Here is a 15268-nt window from a genome sequence, read left to right as displayed (position 1 = left end):
CGGGGGGGAGGACTACAGATCGTCCTCTTCCGCCGCTTCGCGTCCCTGCTGGCGGATCAGTGCTTCCTCGCGCGCGTCATTGATCGCGTGGCGGACGCTGTCCAGGTCGATGGTGGATTCATCATGGACGAAGGTGCCGGTCAGTTCGCTGTCCGGCAGCAGGTCGCCGGCCTCGAACAGCGCCCACATCTCCTCGCCGTACCAGGTATCGAGCAGTTCCGGGGCGAACCGGCCCAGGTAGGCGGTGAGGTTGTTGACGTCGCGCAGCAGCATGCTGCGCGCGGCGTTGTTGCCACCGGCATTGACCACCTGCGGGAAGTCGATCACCACCGGGCCATCCGGGCCGACCAGCACGTTGTACGGCGACAGATCACCGTGGATCAGGCCGCAGCAGAGCATCCGCACCACCTGGCGCACCAGCACGCGGTGGAAATCGCGGGCCTGGTCCGCCTCCAGCTCGACCTCGCCCAGGCGGGCGGCGGAGAAGCCCTCGGCATCGGTGACCAGTTCCATCACCAGCACGCCGTGGTAGTAACCGTGCGGCTCGGGCACGCGCACGCCGGCATCGCGCAGCTGGTACAGCGCGTCCACCTCGGTATTCTTCCAGGCGGTTTCCTGCTGCTTGCGGCCGTACTTGCTGGCCTTGCCAACCGCACGCGCCTCGCGGCTGCCGCGCACCTTGCGGCCTTCCTGGTACTGCACGCGCTGCTGGAAGCTGCGTTGCGCCATGTCCTTGTAGACCTTCGCGCAGCGCACATCGTCGCCACTGCGGACCACGTACACGGCCGCTTCCTTGCCGCTCTTGAGCGGACGCAGCACTTCATCGATCACGCCGTCGTCGATCAGCGCCTGCAAGCCTTGGGGGGTTCTCAACGGTATCTCGTGGAAGTGGCGGGCACGGGCGGGCCGGCCTTGAAGGGGAGCGAATCTTCTCACTTCCCGGGCGGCTGGGCCATCGGCCAGGGCCGGTGGGGTGTTCAGGATGGCCGGGCCCGTCCTCGCTTGTTGCCGCCGGAGGCGCGGCATACCATCGTCCACGGCCCAGGGACGTTCAGATCAGCAGCCTGCGGGGGGGCGGGGCCGGCCACCGGCAGGTTGAACAGGGGGATTCATGGAAGTGCTTGTCTATTGTCTGGCGGCCGCCGCTGCCGCCGGCATCCTGGTGTATGTGCTGTGCCGGCAGGCGGTGCGCAGCGCCCACCTGCAGCTGGAGGCCGAAACCCGCCGCGCGCGGGAGCTTGAAAAGGTCATCCATACCAACGAAACCGGGCATCTGGAGGCGCGCAACGCCGCCGAGGTGCGCGGCCGCAGCGAGCTCAACGAGGTCCGCGAGGCGAGCTTCCGCGAGGGCCTGGCGCTGGGGCGGGTGGAGTCGGAAAAAGACCATCTGATCGCGGTGACGCAGATGCGGGGCGATTTCCGCGATGAGATCGCCCTTGCCAAGGAAGCGGCGGCGGAAGAGGCGCGGGTGGTGCTGCGTGCCGAAGTATCGGCGCAGACCAAGCTGTTCAGCGTCGCCATTTCGCCCTATGTGAAGGTGCAGAAGGACAAGGGGCTGATCTGGGACGAGCACAAGTCCTATGTCGGCTACCAGTACCAGTTGCTGGTCAACGGCATCCCGGCGTTCCAGCCGCACGTGATGATCGAGAAGACCGAGGAGTACAAGGAAGTGGACAAGGAAACGGTGATGGAGCTGATCCGGATTGCGGAGCAGTCCGCGCAGAAGGCCGTCGAGCTGTACCTGAGCGGGGCACCGGAGGGCGTCATCAAGCGTGGCGCGGCGGTCCTGGAGAACGCCCGGCAGTGAATACTGCGCGGCCGTTCGCTCGGCCGCGCAGGACTGTGAGGTAGATCACGCTGCGTAGCGGCAACGGCCTTGGAACGCGGTATCGTGGCAGCACGCCGGCGAGTGAACGGGGGACGCATGGTTTGGCTGCTGTCCGTGCTCTATCTGCTGTGCCACGGATTGGCGCTGGTGCTGCTGCCTGCCCATGCCCAGACCCTCTCGTTCTGCTTCTTGATCGGGGCGCCGCTGCTCGCCGCGGCCGCCTGCCTGCACCGCAGCCGCGGCAGCGCGGCGGTGGTCGGCTGGGCCGCCCTCGCCGTGGGCATGCTGCTGTGGGCCGGTGGCATGGCGGTGAACATGTACCAGGAAGTCGGGCTGGGCAACGCCGACGCCACGCCCGGCATCAGCATGCTGCTGTACGTGCTGTATGGCGTGCCGCTGACCTTCGCGATGGCCCATCCGCGCCACGCCCCGTGGTTCCTCAGCGTGATCGACGGGGCGATGGCCCTGCTGCTGGGCTATCTGTTCTTCGTCTACACCTTCTCCTTCGCCACGGCCACCGACGCCTCCGAGGCCGGTGTGGACAGCCTGCGGCTGATGTTCGACATCGAGAACCTGTTCATTGCCGGCTTCGCGCTGCTGCGCTACCTGGCCAGCGATGACACCTCGCGCCGGGGGTTCTTCCGGGCGCTGGCGCTGTTTGCCGGGGTGTACCTGGTGATGGCGGCCTACATCAACCACGTCGCCACCGACGCCAGCTTTGGCGGACTGGGAGACCTGCTGATCGACGTGCCGTTCCTGCTGCTGGCGGCACTGACGTGGCGCCGCGCACCGGCCGCGCCGCGCGGGGTATCGCGCCGGCTGGCGCTGGGGGTGCGCGCCGGCAGCCCGCTGATCCTGGCGATCTCGCTGCTGGTGGTGTCGGCCCTGCTGGTGCGCGCGCATCCGGCCCTGGCCGTCGCCGGGTTCGCCTTTGCCACATTGGGGTCGGGGCTGCGCAGCGTGCTGATGCAGGTGCGCTCGCTGGAACAGCAGGACCGGCTGGACGTGCTGGCACGGCTTGATGGCCTGACCGGGCTGGCCAACCGGCGCCAGTTCGACCAGGCGCTGCAGCGCGAGTGGAACCGCTCGCGACGCGACGGCCAGGGCATGGCCCTGCTGATGGTGGACATCGATCACTTCAAGGCGCTCAACGACCGCTTCGGGCATCCGGTCGGTGACCGCTGTCTGCAGGCAGTGGCCAGCGCGCTGGCCGAGTGCGCCACCCGCGGCAGCGATCTGGTCACGCGCTACGGCGGAGAAGAGTTCGCGGTGGTGGTGGCGATGCCGCGCGACGGTGCGGTGGCGCTGGCCGAGCGCATGCGCCTGGCGGTGGAACACCTGCAGTTGCCGTCGGCGGACCCGGTCCTGCCGGTAACGGTGAGCGTCGGCGTGGGCTGGGTGCTGCGGGTGGACGGCGGCGATGCCGGGGCGTTGGTCGCCACCAGCGATGCCGCGCTGTACGACGCCAAGCACCACGGCCGCAACCAGATCGCCGAACGCGAGCTGCAGCGCTAGCGGCGCGGTCAGGCGCCGGCGTCGCGCACTTCCACCAGTACCGGGCAGGGCGCGTGGTCGATGGTCCACTGGCCGACCGAGCGCTCGAACAGGCGCGCCATCCGCGACAGATGGCGATGCCCGACCACGATCAGATCGCAGCCATGCTGGCGGGCGTAGTCGCAGAGCACGTCGCCGGGATCGCCGGCCGGATGGCTGGCCACGGCATCGATGCCGCGTTCGCGCAGATCGGCCAGCGCCGCATCCAGCAGGTGGGTCGCCTGCCGGCGCTCCGCATCGGCGGCCAGGTACTCGGTCCGGTCGCTGCGCGGGGCGTCGTCGGCCAGCGCGTAGGCCGGGTCCAGCACGCACAGCAGGTGCACACGGGTGCGCGGCGTGGCCAGCGATGCGGCCAGGGCCAGCACCTGCGCGTGCTGGCTGCCGCCATCCAGCGCAACAAGAACATGGTTGAACATCGGTGAACCTCCGGGTGGGGAGCGGAATCGTCGCCCAACGCGCGGCGCGGACCCATGCCGGAGGCCGCAGCCGAGGCGTGCGCCAAACGCACGCCTGGGGGCGCGGGCATGCCGTAAAGTGAGCGCCACCCGTCCGATGCTGCGCGTGCCATGCCCGATCTGAACCTGTTGCTTGCGCTGGATGTCCTGATCGAAGAGGGCAGCGTGGTGGGCGCGGCCCGCCGCATGAACCTGAGTGCGCCGGCGATGAGCCGCACGCTGGGGCGCATCCGCGACGCCGTCGGCGATCCGGTCCTGGTCCGCGCCGGGCGTGGGCTGGCGCCGACGCCGCGCGCGCTGGAGCTGCGCGAGCAGGTGCGCGGGGTGATCGAGCAGGCGCACCTGGTGTTCAATGCCGGCCGCGAGGTCGACATGCTGACCCTGGAGCGCACCTTCAGCATCCGCGCCAACGATGTGTTCGTGGGCACCTACGGCGGGCGCATGCGCGAGCTGTTCAAGCGCGAGGCGCCGTGCGCGGTGCTGCGCTTCGTTCCGGAAGGCGACGGCGACGACGACGCGATGGAGCAGGGGCGTATCGACCTGACCATCAGCGCTGCCGGCAAATTCGGCAACGACACCAAGGTGCAGAACCTGTTCAGCACCTCGTTCTTCGGTGCGGCGCGTGAGGACCATCCGCTGTTCGACGGTGACATCACCGTTGAACGCTTTGCCGCCTACGACCACATCGCGGTGTCGCGGCGCGGCCGCCCGCGCGGGCCCATCGACGACGAACTGGCGGCGGTCGGGCTGCGCCGCCGTGTCGCGCTGATCATGCCGACCTTTCATTCGGCGATCTTCGCGGCCGCCGATTCGGATCTGCTCATGGCGCAGATGCCGAGCGTCATGCTTGGCCGGCTGGAGCGCCTGGGCGTGCCGTTGCGGCTGTTCGAACTGCCGATCCCGGTGCGCACGGCCGTGATCGTGCAGGCATGGCACCCCCGCCTGGACAGCGATCTGGCGCACCGCTGGCTGCGCCGCAGCATCAAGGCGATGTGCGACGCGGCGTCCGGTCTGGCCTGAGCCGCAGCCGGTCGCGGGCGCGGCCCGGGGAGGAACCGGGCGTGCGCTGGACGCACGCCAGCCGTCGCCGGTACGCCATTTTTCGCAGTGCCGGCGCTGCCTAGACTGCCGCTCCCTGTCGTGGAGTGGTTGCGATGTTCCTGCTGTTTTCCGTGTGCCGCACCGTTGCCGGTGGTGTGCGATGAGTGCGGTGCCGCGCCCGGTGGCCGCACCTGCCGCCGCCTCGCAGGCCGCGTTCGGTCCGCGCCTGGCGGTCGGGCTGTGCGGCGTGCTGCTGGCGGTGTTGATTTCGGGCATCAACGAGAACGTCACCAAGGTGGCGCTGGCCGACATCCGCGGGGCGATGGGCATCAGCGTCGATGACGGCAGCTGGATCGTGGCGCTGTACACCGCCATGTCGGTCAGCGCGATGGCGTTCGCGCCGTGGTGTGCGGTGACCTTTTCGCTGCGCCGCTTCGCGATGACGATGATCGCCGCGTTCATGCTGCTCGGTGTGCTCTGCCCGCTGGCCCCGGACCTGCCGTCGCTGCTGATCCTGCGCGCGCTGCAGGGCCTGGCCGGCGGTGCGCTGCCGCCGCTGCTGATGAGCGTGGCGCTGCGTTTCCTGCCGCCGGGCATCAAGCTGTACGGCCTGGCCGGCTACGCGCTCACCGCCACCTTCGGGCCCAGCCTCGGCACGCCGATGGCCGCGCTGTGGGTGGAGTACGTGGGCTGGCAGTGGGCGTTCTGGCAGATCGTGCCGTGGTGCATGGCGGCCATCGCGATGGTCGGCTGGGGCCTGCCACAGGACCCGCTGCGGCTGGAACGCTTCGCCCAGTTCAACGGGCTGGGCCTGGCGCTTGGCTTCCCGGCGCTGGTGATGCTGGTGATCGGCCTGGTGCAGGGGCCGCGCCTGGACTGGTTCGCCTCGCCGCTGATCTGCGTGCTGCTGGGCGGGGGCAGCGGCCTGCTGGCCCTGTTCGCCTTCAACGAGTGGTCGCACCCGCTGCCGTTCTTCAAGCTGCAGCTGCTGGCCAACCGCAACCTGCTGTACTCGCTCATCACCCTGGGCGGGGTGCTGTTCGTGCTGCTGGCGGTGGTGATGATTCCCTCCACGTTCCTGGCCAAGGTGCAGGGCTACCGGCCGCTGCAGACCGCGCCGCTGCTGCTGTGGGTGGCCCTGCCGCAGCTGCTGGCGCTGCCGCTGGTGGCGGCGCTGCTCAACCAGCGCCGGGTGGATGCGCGCTGGGTACAGGCGATCGGCCTGGGCATGCTGGGGCTGGCGTGCTGGCTGGGTGCGCAGCTGACCACCGACTGGAACCGCGACACCTTCATCCCCCTGCAGCTGCTGCAGATCTTCGCCCAGCCGATGGTGGTCCTGCCGCTGCTGATGCTGGCCACCGGCAGCCTCGCGCCGGCCGACGGTCCGTTCGCCTCGGCCTGGTTCAACACCGTCAAAGGCTTCGCGGCGGTGCTTGCCGGCGGGCTGCTCGAGGCGGCGACCACCGTGCGCGGCCACCTCCATTCCACCGCGCTGGTGGAGCGGCTCGGCAACGCGCCGTGGCTGGACGACGGCGCACTGCTGCCGTCCCTGTACGCACGCCTGCATGCGCAGGTGGTGGCCCTTACCTCTGCCGATCTGTACCTGATGGTGGCCGTGATCGCGATTGCATTGATCGCGCTGATCCCGTGGCTGCCGACCCGTATCTACCCGCCACGTGCCGTGGCCTGAGCTCCTGGAAACTCCCCATGTCCACACCCCGAAAACACGTTCCGCTGATCATCGCCCTGGGCGTGGTCGTTCTCGCCACCGGTGGCTGGCTGCTGCTGCGCGACGGCCGCCACCAGCGCACCAACAACGCCTACGTCACTGCCGATTTCACCGTGGTGGCGCCCAAGGTCGCCGGTTTCGTCAGCGAGGTACGCGTGGTCGACAACCAGCGCGTCACCGCGGGCGATGTGCTGGCCCGCATCGATGACCGCGATTACCAGGTGGCGCTGGCCGCCGCCCGCGCCGATCTGGCCAGCGCCCGCGCACAGCTGGCCAACGCGCAGGCCGCGTTGACCCAGCAGGATGCACTGATCGACCAGGCCCGGGCCGCGGTCGATGTCGGCCAGTCGGAGCTGGGCCTGGCCCAAGCCGACCAGAAGCGCTATCGCGCGTTGGCCAGCGATGGCGCCGGTACCGTGCAGAACGCCCAGCAGGCGCAGTCGCGTCAGGCCGTGGCCGGTGCACACCTGCAGCAGGGCCGTGCGGCCCTGCTCGCCGCCCGCCAGCGCATCGCCATCCTGCAGGCGGGCGTGCAGTCCGCACAGGCGGCCGTGCAGCGCGCCGAGGCCGCGCAGGCGCGGGCCGAACTGGACCTGTCGCATACCGAACTGCGGGCGCCCATCGATGGCATGGTGGGCCGCCGCGCGATCCGGGTCGGGGCGTATCTCAGCCCGGGCACGCCGGTGCTGGCGGTGGTGCCGCTGCAGCAGGCGTTCGTGGTGGCCAACTTCCAGGAGACCCAGGTCACGCGCATGCAGGCCGGGCAGCGGGTCGACCTGCAGGTGGATGTGTTCCCCGGCCAGCCGCTGCGCGGCCGCATCGACAGCATCGCACCGGCCACCGGGGTGACCTTCGCGGCGGTGGCGCCGGAGAACGCCACCGGCAACTTCACCAAGGTGGTGCAGCGCATTCCGGTCAAGATCGTGCTCGATACCGATCAGCCGCTGCTCGGCCAGCTGCGTGCGGGCATGTCGGTGGAGGCCAGCGTGGATCTGGACAGCACCCGCCGCGGCAACGGCGGGGAGGGCGTTTGATGGCCATGCAGTGGCGGGCGCTGGTGGGTGGCGTGCTGTGCGTGGTCCTGTCGGCCTGCACGCTGGGGCCGGACTTCGTGCGCCCGGCCGCCGTGCTGCCGGCGCAGTGGCCGGGCACAACGGGGGACCCGGCGCGGGTGGATGACGCGCAGTGGTGGGCCGGTTTCGAGGATCCGATCCTCGGCCGCCTGGCCGCCGATGCGCTGCATGCCAACCTGGATGTGCAGCTCGCTGCCAACCGCGTGCAGCAGAGCCGTGCGGCACGCGGCATCGTGGCCGCCGAGCGCCTGCCCACCGTTGGCGCCAGCGTCAGCGGGGCGCGCGCGCGCAACAGCGAAGTTGGCCTCAACGACCCGTCCGGCAATGCCGGGCGCGAGGACTACAGCCTGTTCCAGGCCGGGCTTGGGCTGGGCTGGGAACTGGACCTGTGGGGCCGCGTGCGGCGGCAGACCGAAGCGGCCGACGCGCGCGTGCGGATCGCCGAGGAAGACGTGCATGCGGTGCAGACCGCCGTGCTGGCCGAGACCGCACGCGACTACCTGCAGCTGCGCGCAACCCGCCAGCTGCTGGCGATCACCGAGGACAACCTGCGTATCGCGCGCGACATCCAGCGGCTGACGGTAGCGCGCCAGCGCCAGGGCGTGGCCAGCGCGCTGCAGGTTGCCAGCGCGGCCACGCAGGTGGCGGCCCTGGAGGCACGGCTGGCCCCCCTGCGCCATCGCGATGCACAACTGCGCAATGCACTGGCGCTGCTGCTGGCACAGCCGCCGCAGGCGCTCGACGCGACCCTGGCCGGCATTCGCCGCGACTGGCCGGCACTGCCGGCAGTGGCAACGGGGCTGCCCAGCGATCTGGCCGAACGCCGCCCGGACATCCGTCGTGCCGAGGCGGCCCTGCACGCGGCCACGGCCTCGATCGGGGTGGCCAAGGCCAGCTTCTTCCCGCGCATCACCCTCAATGGCGACGCCGGCTTCCAATCCCGGCAGCTGGACGATCTTGATGGCTGGAACGCGCACCGTTTCAGCATTGGCCCGTCGATCAGCCTGCCGATCTTCCAGGGCGGCAGACTCACCGCCAACCTGGCGCTGAGCCGGCTGCAGGAGCAGCAGGCCGCGCTGCAGTTCCAGCGCACGGTGCTGCAGGCCTGGCACGACGTGGACGATGCGATCGACGGGTACACCGCCGAGCAGCAGCGCACGGCCCTGCTGCAGGTGGCGGTGGGCGAAAGCGAGCGCGCGCTGGGTGCGGCGCGGCGTCAGTACGAGGCGGGGGTGGTGGACATGCTGGACGTGCTGACCACCCAGCGCATCGCGCTGGACAACCAGGCGGCGCTGGCCAACAGCCAAGCGGCCGCAGCAATCGCGCGGGTGGATCTGTACCGGGCGCTGGGTGGTGGCTGGCCGCCGCCGTAACGCCGCGTCAGCCGTCGCGGCGGCGTTTGCGGTGGTTGGCGAAGATCACGTACGGCCAGAAGCCGATCAGGCCCAGCGACAAAGCCGTGCCGATCACCAGGCGGACCACGCCGGCGCCCGGGACGTTCCAGACCAGGTCCAGCAGCAACAGACCCGACAGGATCATCGGGCCGCCCAGGAAGGCCAGCGCGAATCCCTTCATGCGCTTGCTGGTCTGCCTGCCGCTGGTCAGCCCGCCAACGATGTCGGCGCTGGCGAAATGGATCTGCAGCGGGTCGGCGGTGGAGCGGGCGGGTGCAGGCGTGGCCGGGGCAGGCGGGGCGACCGGTTGATGGAGATCCATCTCACGCGAGGTCGGTTGCAGCAGTTCGTCCAGGTTGGTCTGTTCGACCAGTGCTTTGAGTTTGGGGTCCATACGGCATTCCATGCGTCAGGGGCCGCGCGGGGCGCGGTGGCAGCGTGCGGTCGGCACGGTACCACCGCAGCGGGGATCAACGCACGTCGCGCAGTTCCCAATGGTGCCCGGCAAGCAGGCGCAGGCGCTGCTTGAAGACATCGCTGTCGATGCGGGTGGTGGCCACCAGATTGATGCGCAGATCGTCCTGCGAACCGGTCACGGTGGCGGTCGGATCGGTGGCGCCCCACTGCGACTCGACCGCATCGGGGTCGGGCTGCTTGGCGCGCCACTTCTCGAACAGGGCGGTGCTGCGCAGGGCATCCTGCAGCTCTTCGGCGAAGCCGGCCGCGCTCTGCGAGTGGAAGGAAAGGTCGGAATCGTTGCCGCGGGCCTTGGACGGGTCCGGCAGGCTGATGTGGTACTGCGCTGACATGGTTGCCTCCGTTGAATGGTCCAAGGCTGGCAGAACGCCGGTGGATTCGGTGTGCAGGACTCAGGCGCTGAAGGTGTGCGGTTCATCGGCAAAGCCGACCGTGACCGCGCCCTTGCCGACGTTGACCATGCCGGTCAGGCTCATCACCGCCTCGAACAGCTGTACCCCGTGCGCCTCGCAGGTCTGGCGCAGCGTGGCGTAGCCGGGCAGGGCCTGCAGGTCGGCCAGTTCGCCGCCATAGCTGACGCACACGGTGGGCGTCATCAGCCCCGCCTTGACCCGCTGGCCGACGAAGTCGAACAGTTTCTGCACGGCGTTGTCGAACCCCTTGATCTTGGCCACCGGGCCGGTTTCGCCGCGATACCCGTGCAGCACCGGCTTGATGTCCAGTGCGCTGCCCAGGGCCGCGCTGAGCAGGCCCACGCTGCGGTCGCCCTTGTGGCGTGCGCGGGCGCGCATGTAGTACAGGTCGCGGGTGACCATGTAGCCATGCACGTTGTGGGCGAGCAGTTCCAGACGCTCGCGGATCTGCTGCACGCCGGCACCGCTGTCGCGCAGGCGCACCGCTTCCACCGCGGTCACGCCCTGGGCGGCGAACAGGTTCTGCGTGTCCAGCACGCGCAGCGCGAACGGCGAGTTGTAGCCGGCGGCCTGGCGGACCGGTTTGTAGTCATTGAGGATCGCGAAGCTGGCCTGCATCGCGTTGTCGTGGATCGGACTGCGCGTCTTGGTGATCGTCATGCAGAACACATGGTCGTAGTCGATCACCAGCTTGCCCAGGAACAGATCGCGGATCTGGTTGACGCTGAAGGGGATGGTCTCCGCTTCCGCGCCGTTTTCGGCCACGTGGGCGTGCAGGAAACTCAGGGTTGCCTGTTCGTCGCGGTGGTCGGCCAGCACCGCCTCGCCGATCCGCACGGTGATGGGCAGCAGCACGATGTTGTGCTGCTGGATGAAGTCTGGTGGCAGGTCGCACGCCGAGTCGACCACGATTCCGATGCGCATCCTGTGCCCCCCTCAAGGCCGGTATTGGTTCGGAAGTGTGAAAGCTATCGCAATTCTCGTCCGTTTGCCCGGTCCATCGGTCGTGCCCCGCTCAGCGGCTGCGTTCCACCGCCACCGGCAGCGTGGCCAGCCGGTCCCATTCGCCCCCGCGGACCGTGTCCGGATCGGCCAGGACGGCCTGCATCAGGTCATGGGCGTCATTGCCCCAGTAAAGCTCGCCGTCGATGGACAGGGTGGGCACGCCGAACACCCCGGCCGCGATGGCCGCGTCGGTGTTGCGCCGCAACTGCTCCTTGACGTCCGGCGCGCCGATCGCCTCGGCCACGTTGGCCACGTCCAGCATCGCTCCGGGCAGGGCCAGCGCGGCGGCGCTGTCGCCGGCATGCCCATCGCGCCAGATCCAGTTGAACAGGATGTCGATCGCCGCCGGGGTGGCGCCGGCCGCCAGGCACAGGCGCAGCGCGGCCAGCGGGTTGAACGGATGGCCGGGCGGGAAGCGCAGCGTCACGCCGTCGCGGCGGGCCTGCCAGAGCAGGTGCCGGTACATGGCGCGGCGCTTGGCCGGGATCTCCGCCGGGCCAAGGTTGCCCAGGTGGTGCAGGACGGCGCCGAAGGCGATCGGCACCGGGGTGATCTTCTCGAACTGCGGCAGACCCTTGAGCTTCTGCCAGTGCAGGTAGGAGAACGGCGAGACGAAATCGAAGTACCAGCGCAGGGCCATCGGGAGATCCTTGCAGGGGTCAGCGCGAGTATGCGCGCGGTTCGGTGGTTGGCGGGGCCAGGTAGCGGTCGCGCAGCTCGGTCTGCCGCGAGCGCATCGGCACCGCGCGCCCGCCCAGCCAGACCTGTTCGGCGTAATGGCCCACATCCAGCGGGTCGCCTTCCCACAGCACCAGGTCGGCCAGCTTGCCCGGCTCGATGGTGCCGATGCGGTCGCCCACGCCCAGCACCTGCGCCGGCACCCGGGTCAGCCCGGCCAGTCCGTCGGCCCAGGGCAGGCCGTTGGCCACGGCGTTGCCGGCCAGCTGGCGCATCTTGCGGGCATTGTGCGAGGCGTCGTCGCGCTGCGCGAAGCTCACCGGCACGCCGGCTGCGTGCAGGCGGGCGGCGTTGTCCAGCGTGGCCCCGAGCTGGTCGAAGCTGGTTGGCAGGTTGCCCAGGGCGTCAACGAAGACCGGCACCTGGGCCTGGGCGAGCTGCGGCGCCAGGCGCCAGGCTTCGGCGCCGCCGGCGATGGCGATCCTGACCTTCTCGCGGGCCGCCCAGCGCAGCAGCTGGCGGATGTCGGCGGCGCGGTCCACCGCCACCACGATCCGGCCCTGGCCCGCCAGGTAGCGGGCCAGCGTGGCCCGTCCCGCCGGCGTCAGCAGCGCATGCGGCGAGTCGGCCGGCACCCGGCCCCGGGCTTCGCTGACCATCTGTTCGAGCAGCATCCACTGCGCGGCGCGCGAGCTGCCGGTGAGTTCCGCGCCGGGAGCGCCCAACCGGACATACAGCGCCAGCGGGCCGATCGGATCGGCGCTGCCGTCCAGGCGCACAACGCCGCCCTGGCCCGCGATGAAGCCGCCACCGCTGTTGGCGCCGAGCGCAGTGAAACCGATGCCTTCCAGGCGCGCCACCGGGACCAGCACCGAGGCCGGGTTGTAGGCCAGGCTCACATCGAACTCCGGCCGCAGCGGCTGGTCGGGCAGCTTCAGCGTGCTGTCGACGGTGGTCGATTCGCCGGAGACCTCGTCGATGCCGATGTCGGTGATGCCGCCGAACAGTGCCGGCGTCAGCGGCCTGCCACCGGCCTCGACCACCGTCACCCCGGCCGGTGCCGACAGGCCGGTACCGACCGCGCGGATCACGCCGCTCTGGACCAGCACGTCGGTGTTGGCCAGGCTGCCGCGCACGCCCGCGGTATGCACCGTGGCGTTGCGCACCAGCAGGTCCTGCGCGTGCACCGGCAGCACCGCCAGCATCAGCAGCGCGGTCGTGCCGAGCCACGCCCGGGAACGCATCCCCAACAACGTCATCCCGCTCATGGGCGCGCCTCCTGGCCGAGCATGAAGTCCGACAGCGGCTGCCGGCGGGTGTCCTGGCGGTCGTAGACGGCGTGGCCGTCGATGTACACCTTCTCGGCCAGCGCGTAGGAACTGAAGGGACTGCCGTTCCAGACCACCACATCGCCCATCTTGCCGGGCTCCAGGCTGCCGGTCTGTTTCTCCACGCCCAGCGAGCGCGCGGCGTTGAGCGTGAGCCACATCATGGCGCGCTCGGGGGCGATCTGGATGCCCGCGCGACGTGCATTGGCGATTGCCTTGGCCGCTTCCTGGTTGAGGCGCTGGATGCCCTCGGGGGAATCGGAGTGCACGATCGCGCAGCTGTTGGCCGGGCGGTCGACCAGCGCGATGTTGTCCTGGATGCCGTCGAAGGCCTCCATCTTGAAGCCCCACCAGTCGGCCCAGAGCGCGCCGCACACGCCTTCGGCGGCGAGCCGGTCGGACAGCTTGTAGGCCTCCACCGCATGGTGGAACGCGGCGATCTTGAAGCCGAACTCGCGCGACAGATCCAGCATCGTCGCCATTTCATCGGCGCGGTAGCAGTGGATGTGCACGCGGATGTCGCCCTGGATCGCGCCGGCCAGCGTGTCCAGTTTCAGGTCGCGCTTGCCGCCGGCATCGCCGGCGCTGTCGCCCTTGTCCCCGCCGCTGAACCAGCGCTTGTTCTTCGGCTTCTTCGGCGTGTTCTTGGCGATGTACTCGCTGGCATCGATGAACGCGGCGCGGTAGCCGGCCACGTTGCCCATGCGTGTGCCCGGGGCCACGCCCTTGCCGCCGCCGTACACCCGCTTGGGATTCTCGCCGCAGGCCATCTTCAGGCCCCACGGCGCGCCCGGGAATTTCATCGCCTGGTAGGTGGTGGCCGGCACGTTCTTCAGGGTCACGCCGCGCCCGCCCACCAGGTTGGCCGAGCCGGGCAGGACCTGCATCGCGGTGACGCCACCGGCCAGTGCCGCGGCGAACCCGGGGTCCTGCGGCCAGACCGAGTGCTCGGCCCAGACATTGGCGGTGACCGGCGCGGTCATCTCGTTGCCGTCGCTGTGCGCGCTCACGCCCGGGCTGGGATACACGCCCAGGTGCGAATGCACGTCGATGATGCCGGGGGTGACCCACTTGCCCTGGCCATCCACGCGCACCGCATCGGCAGGCACCTGCAGCCCGGTGCCCACGGCGGCGATACGGCCGTCGCGCAGCAGCACGTCGGCGTTGTCCAGGCGCGTGCCGGTGCCGGTGAGCACCGTGGCGTTGTGGATCAGCACCGGTGCCGAGGCGATCGGGGCGTAGGTGCTCGGATACGGGTCCTGCACGAAGCGCGAGGCGGCCGGCGCCGCGGGCGCAGCCAGTGAGAACAGCGCCAGGCCCAGCCCGGCGGTCAATCGAGTGCGCATGTGATCCCCGATGCGGCGTGAACGAATGGGCGACGCTAGCGGTTGGGCGGGGGCGTTGCCAAGTGACCAGACGCATGTTGCTTGCTTATTCGTCGATCTCACCGAAAATTACCCGATTGCACCCCATGCCGGACCGGACGCGCTCGATGAAGAACAAGCAGGAAATCGTGGAAAACTGGCTGCCGCGCTACACCGGCGTTCCGCTGGAGCAGTTCGGCCAGCATGTGCTGCTGACCAACTTCGCCGGTTACCTGCATACCTTCTCCCAGCTCACCGGGGCACCGGTGCAGGGCCTGGACCGGCCGATGGCCAGCGTCACCAGCGACGACATCACCCTGATCAACTTCGGCATGGGCAGCCCCAACGCTGCCATCATCATGGACCTGCTGTCGGCGGTGATGCCCAAGGCGGTGCTGTTCCTGGGCAAATGCGGCGGGCTCAAGCGCAAGAACCAGCTCGGCGACCTGGTCCTGCCGATCGCCGCGATCCGGGGCGAGGGCACCTCCAGCGATTACCTGCCGCCGGAAGTGCCGGCGTTGCCGGCCTTCGCCCTGCAGCGGGCGGTGTCCACCATGATCCGCGACCTTGGCCACGACTACTGGACCGGAACGGTCTACACCACCAACCGCCGGGTCTGGGAACACGACGAGGCGTTCAAGGAAAAGCTGCGCCTGATGCGCTGCATGGCCATCGACATGGAGACCGCCACCCTGTTCGCGGCCGGCTTCGCCAACCACATTCCGATCGGGGCCCTGCTGCTGGTATCCGACCAGCCGATGATCCCCGATGGGGTCAAGACCGAGGCCTCCGACGCCAAGGTCAGCTCCCAGTTCGTCGAAAACCATATCCAGATCGGTATCGAGGCGCTTAAGCTTATACGGCGCAACGGCAAGTCGGTCCGCCACCTGCGCTTTGACGAGTGACGGCAATGGCACAGGCGGGCGTCC

The 15268-nt window shown here is 69.7% G+C and carries 15 protein-coding genes; 7 read left to right on the top strand and 8 right to left on the bottom strand.

Annotated features, from left to right (window positions below; all coding sequences use genetic code 11):
• Positions 1-12 precede the first annotated feature (12 nt).
• Positions 13-873 (bottom strand): PA4780 family RIO1-like protein kinase, encoded by an 861-nt coding sequence (locus ACLB90_RS06265; RefSeq protein WP_411852117.1) that lies wholly within the window; start codon positions 871-873, stop codon positions 13-15.
• A gap of 238 nt (positions 874-1111) precedes the next feature.
• On the opposite strand from ACLB90_RS06265, the gene ACLB90_RS06260 reads away from it, so the two are divergent.
• Complete coding sequence (locus ACLB90_RS06260) at positions 1112-1807, top strand: hypothetical protein (RefSeq protein WP_411852116.1); 696 nt, start codon at positions 1112-1114, stop codon at positions 1805-1807.
• Between the two features lie 117 nt (positions 1808-1924).
• Positions 1925-3343: a GGDEF domain-containing protein gene (locus ACLB90_RS06255; protein ID WP_411852115.1), complete on the top strand. Its 1419-nt coding sequence runs from the start codon at positions 1925-1927 to the stop codon at positions 3341-3343.
• 8 nt (positions 3344-3351) lie between these two features.
• Here ACLB90_RS06255 and ACLB90_RS06250 read toward each other — a convergent pair whose 3' ends face one another.
• Complete coding sequence (locus ACLB90_RS06250) at positions 3352-3798, bottom strand: universal stress protein (RefSeq protein ID WP_411852114.1); 447 nt, start codon at positions 3796-3798, stop codon at positions 3352-3354.
• Positions 3799-3948: 150 nt separating this feature from the next.
• Here ACLB90_RS06250 and ACLB90_RS06245 point away from each other — a divergent pair, with 150 nt between their 5' ends.
• The 4 genes from ACLB90_RS06245 to ACLB90_RS06230 all read left to right on the top strand — a co-directional run bounded on the left by ACLB90_RS06245 (position 3949) and on the right by ACLB90_RS06230 (position 9053).
• On the top strand, positions 3949-4857 hold the full coding sequence (locus ACLB90_RS06245; protein ID WP_411852113.1) for a LysR family transcriptional regulator: 909 nt from the start codon (positions 3949-3951) through the stop codon (positions 4855-4857).
• Positions 4858-5038: 181 nt separating this feature from the next.
• Positions 5039-6568, top strand: a complete 1530-nt coding sequence (locus tag ACLB90_RS06240; RefSeq protein ID WP_411852112.1) for an MFS transporter — start codon at positions 5039-5041, stop codon at positions 6566-6568.
• Between the two features lie 17 nt (positions 6569-6585).
• A complete protein-coding gene (locus ACLB90_RS06235) occupies positions 6586-7641 on the top strand; it encodes an HlyD family secretion protein (RefSeq protein WP_411852111.1) in 1056 nt (351 codons plus the stop codon).
• Positions 7641-9053, top strand: a complete 1413-nt coding sequence (locus ACLB90_RS06230) for an efflux transporter outer membrane subunit (RefSeq protein ID WP_411852110.1) — start codon at positions 7641-7643, stop codon at positions 9051-9053. Before ACLB90_RS06235 ends, ACLB90_RS06230 begins: the two co-directional genes overlap by 1 nt.
• A gap of 7 nt (positions 9054-9060) precedes the next feature.
• Here the strand turns inward: ACLB90_RS06230 and ACLB90_RS06225 are convergent, their stop codons facing one another.
• From ACLB90_RS06225 to ACLB90_RS06200, 6 genes are all read right to left on the bottom strand, one after another.
• A complete protein-coding gene (locus tag ACLB90_RS06225) occupies positions 9061-9468 on the bottom strand; it encodes a hypothetical protein (RefSeq protein ID WP_411852109.1) in 408 nt (135 codons plus the stop codon).
• A gap of 76 nt (positions 9469-9544) precedes the next feature.
• Entirely contained in the window at positions 9545-9883 is a 339-nt protein-coding gene (locus ACLB90_RS06220) for a hypothetical protein (protein WP_411852108.1), read from the bottom strand.
• A gap of 60 nt (positions 9884-9943) precedes the next feature.
• A complete protein-coding gene (locus ACLB90_RS06215) occupies positions 9944-10888 on the bottom strand; it encodes a DegV family protein (RefSeq protein WP_411852107.1) in 945 nt (314 codons plus the stop codon).
• A gap of 91 nt (positions 10889-10979) precedes the next feature.
• Positions 10980-11609: a 2-hydroxychromene-2-carboxylate isomerase gene (locus tag ACLB90_RS06210; RefSeq protein WP_411852106.1), complete on the bottom strand. Its 630-nt coding sequence runs from the start codon at positions 11607-11609 to the stop codon at positions 10980-10982.
• 19 nt (positions 11610-11628) lie between these two features.
• Positions 11629-12915: an amidohydrolase family protein gene (locus ACLB90_RS06205; RefSeq protein ID WP_411852105.1), complete on the bottom strand. Its 1287-nt coding sequence runs from the start codon at positions 12913-12915 to the stop codon at positions 11629-11631.
• Positions 12912-14321, bottom strand: coding sequence for an amidohydrolase (locus tag ACLB90_RS06200; RefSeq protein ID WP_411852104.1), 1410 nt, complete (start codon positions 14319-14321; stop codon positions 12912-12914). The genes ACLB90_RS06205 and ACLB90_RS06200 overlap by 4 nt, the downstream gene beginning before the upstream one ends.
• Before the next feature lie 146 nt (positions 14322-14467).
• On the opposite strand from ACLB90_RS06200, the gene ACLB90_RS06195 reads away from it, so the two are divergent.
• Positions 14468-15244, top strand: coding sequence for an AMP nucleosidase (locus ACLB90_RS06195; protein ID WP_411852103.1), 777 nt, complete (start codon positions 14468-14470; stop codon positions 15242-15244).
• Positions 15245-15268 lie beyond the last annotated feature (24 nt).

Origin of the sequence: Stenotrophomonas sp. LGBM10 (assembly GCF_046736075.1) — a bacterium.
Lineage (GTDB): Bacteria > Pseudomonadota > Gammaproteobacteria > Xanthomonadales > Xanthomonadaceae > Stenotrophomonas.
The sequence above is the reverse complement of the archived record's forward strand: the minus strand, read 5'-3'. Positions and strand labels throughout refer to the sequence as shown.

What these genes read in the sequence shown, in the direction of transcription:
- ACLB90_RS06260 (WP_411852116.1), top strand. Translation starts at nt 1,112, where the DNA reads ATGGAAGTGCTTGTCTATTGTCTGGCGGCCGCCGCTGCCGCCGGCATC.
- ACLB90_RS06255 (WP_411852115.1), top strand. Translation starts at nt 1,925, where the DNA reads ATGGTTTGGCTGCTGTCCGTGCTCTATCTGCTGTGCCACGGATTGGCG.
- ACLB90_RS06250 (WP_411852114.1), bottom strand. Translation starts at nt 3,798, where the DNA reads ATGTTCAACCATGTTCTTGTTGCGCTGGATGGCGGCAGCCAGCACGCG.
- ACLB90_RS06245 (WP_411852113.1), top strand. Translation starts at nt 3,949, where the DNA reads ATGCCCGATCTGAACCTGTTGCTTGCGCTGGATGTCCTGATCGAAGAG.
- ACLB90_RS06240 (WP_411852112.1), top strand. Translation starts at nt 5,039, where the DNA reads ATGAGTGCGGTGCCGCGCCCGGTGGCCGCACCTGCCGCCGCCTCGCAG.
- ACLB90_RS06235 (WP_411852111.1), top strand. Translation starts at nt 6,586, where the DNA reads ATGTCCACACCCCGAAAACACGTTCCGCTGATCATCGCCCTGGGCGTG.
- ACLB90_RS06230 (WP_411852110.1), top strand. Translation starts at nt 7,641, where the DNA reads ATGGCCATGCAGTGGCGGGCGCTGGTGGGTGGCGTGCTGTGCGTGGTC.
- ACLB90_RS06225 (WP_411852109.1), bottom strand. Translation starts at nt 9,468, where the DNA reads ATGGACCCCAAACTCAAAGCACTGGTCGAACAGACCAACCTGGACGAA.
- ACLB90_RS06220 (WP_411852108.1), bottom strand. Translation starts at nt 9,883, where the DNA reads ATGTCAGCGCAGTACCACATCAGCCTGCCGGACCCGTCCAAGGCCCGC.
- ACLB90_RS06215 (WP_411852107.1), bottom strand. Translation starts at nt 10,888, where the DNA reads ATGCGCATCGGAATCGTGGTCGACTCGGCGTGCGACCTGCCACCAGAC.
- ACLB90_RS06210 (WP_411852106.1), bottom strand. Translation starts at nt 11,609, where the DNA reads ATGGCCCTGCGCTGGTACTTCGATTTCGTCTCGCCGTTCTCCTACCTG.
- ACLB90_RS06205 (WP_411852105.1), bottom strand. Translation starts at nt 12,915, where the DNA reads ATGAGCGGGATGACGTTGTTGGGGATGCGTTCCCGGGCGTGGCTCGGC.
- ACLB90_RS06200 (WP_411852104.1), bottom strand. Translation starts at nt 14,321, where the DNA reads ATGCGCACTCGATTGACCGCCGGGCTGGGCCTGGCGCTGTTCTCACTG.
- ACLB90_RS06195 (WP_411852103.1), top strand. Translation starts at nt 14,468, where the DNA reads ATGAAGAACAAGCAGGAAATCGTGGAAAACTGGCTGCCGCGCTACACC.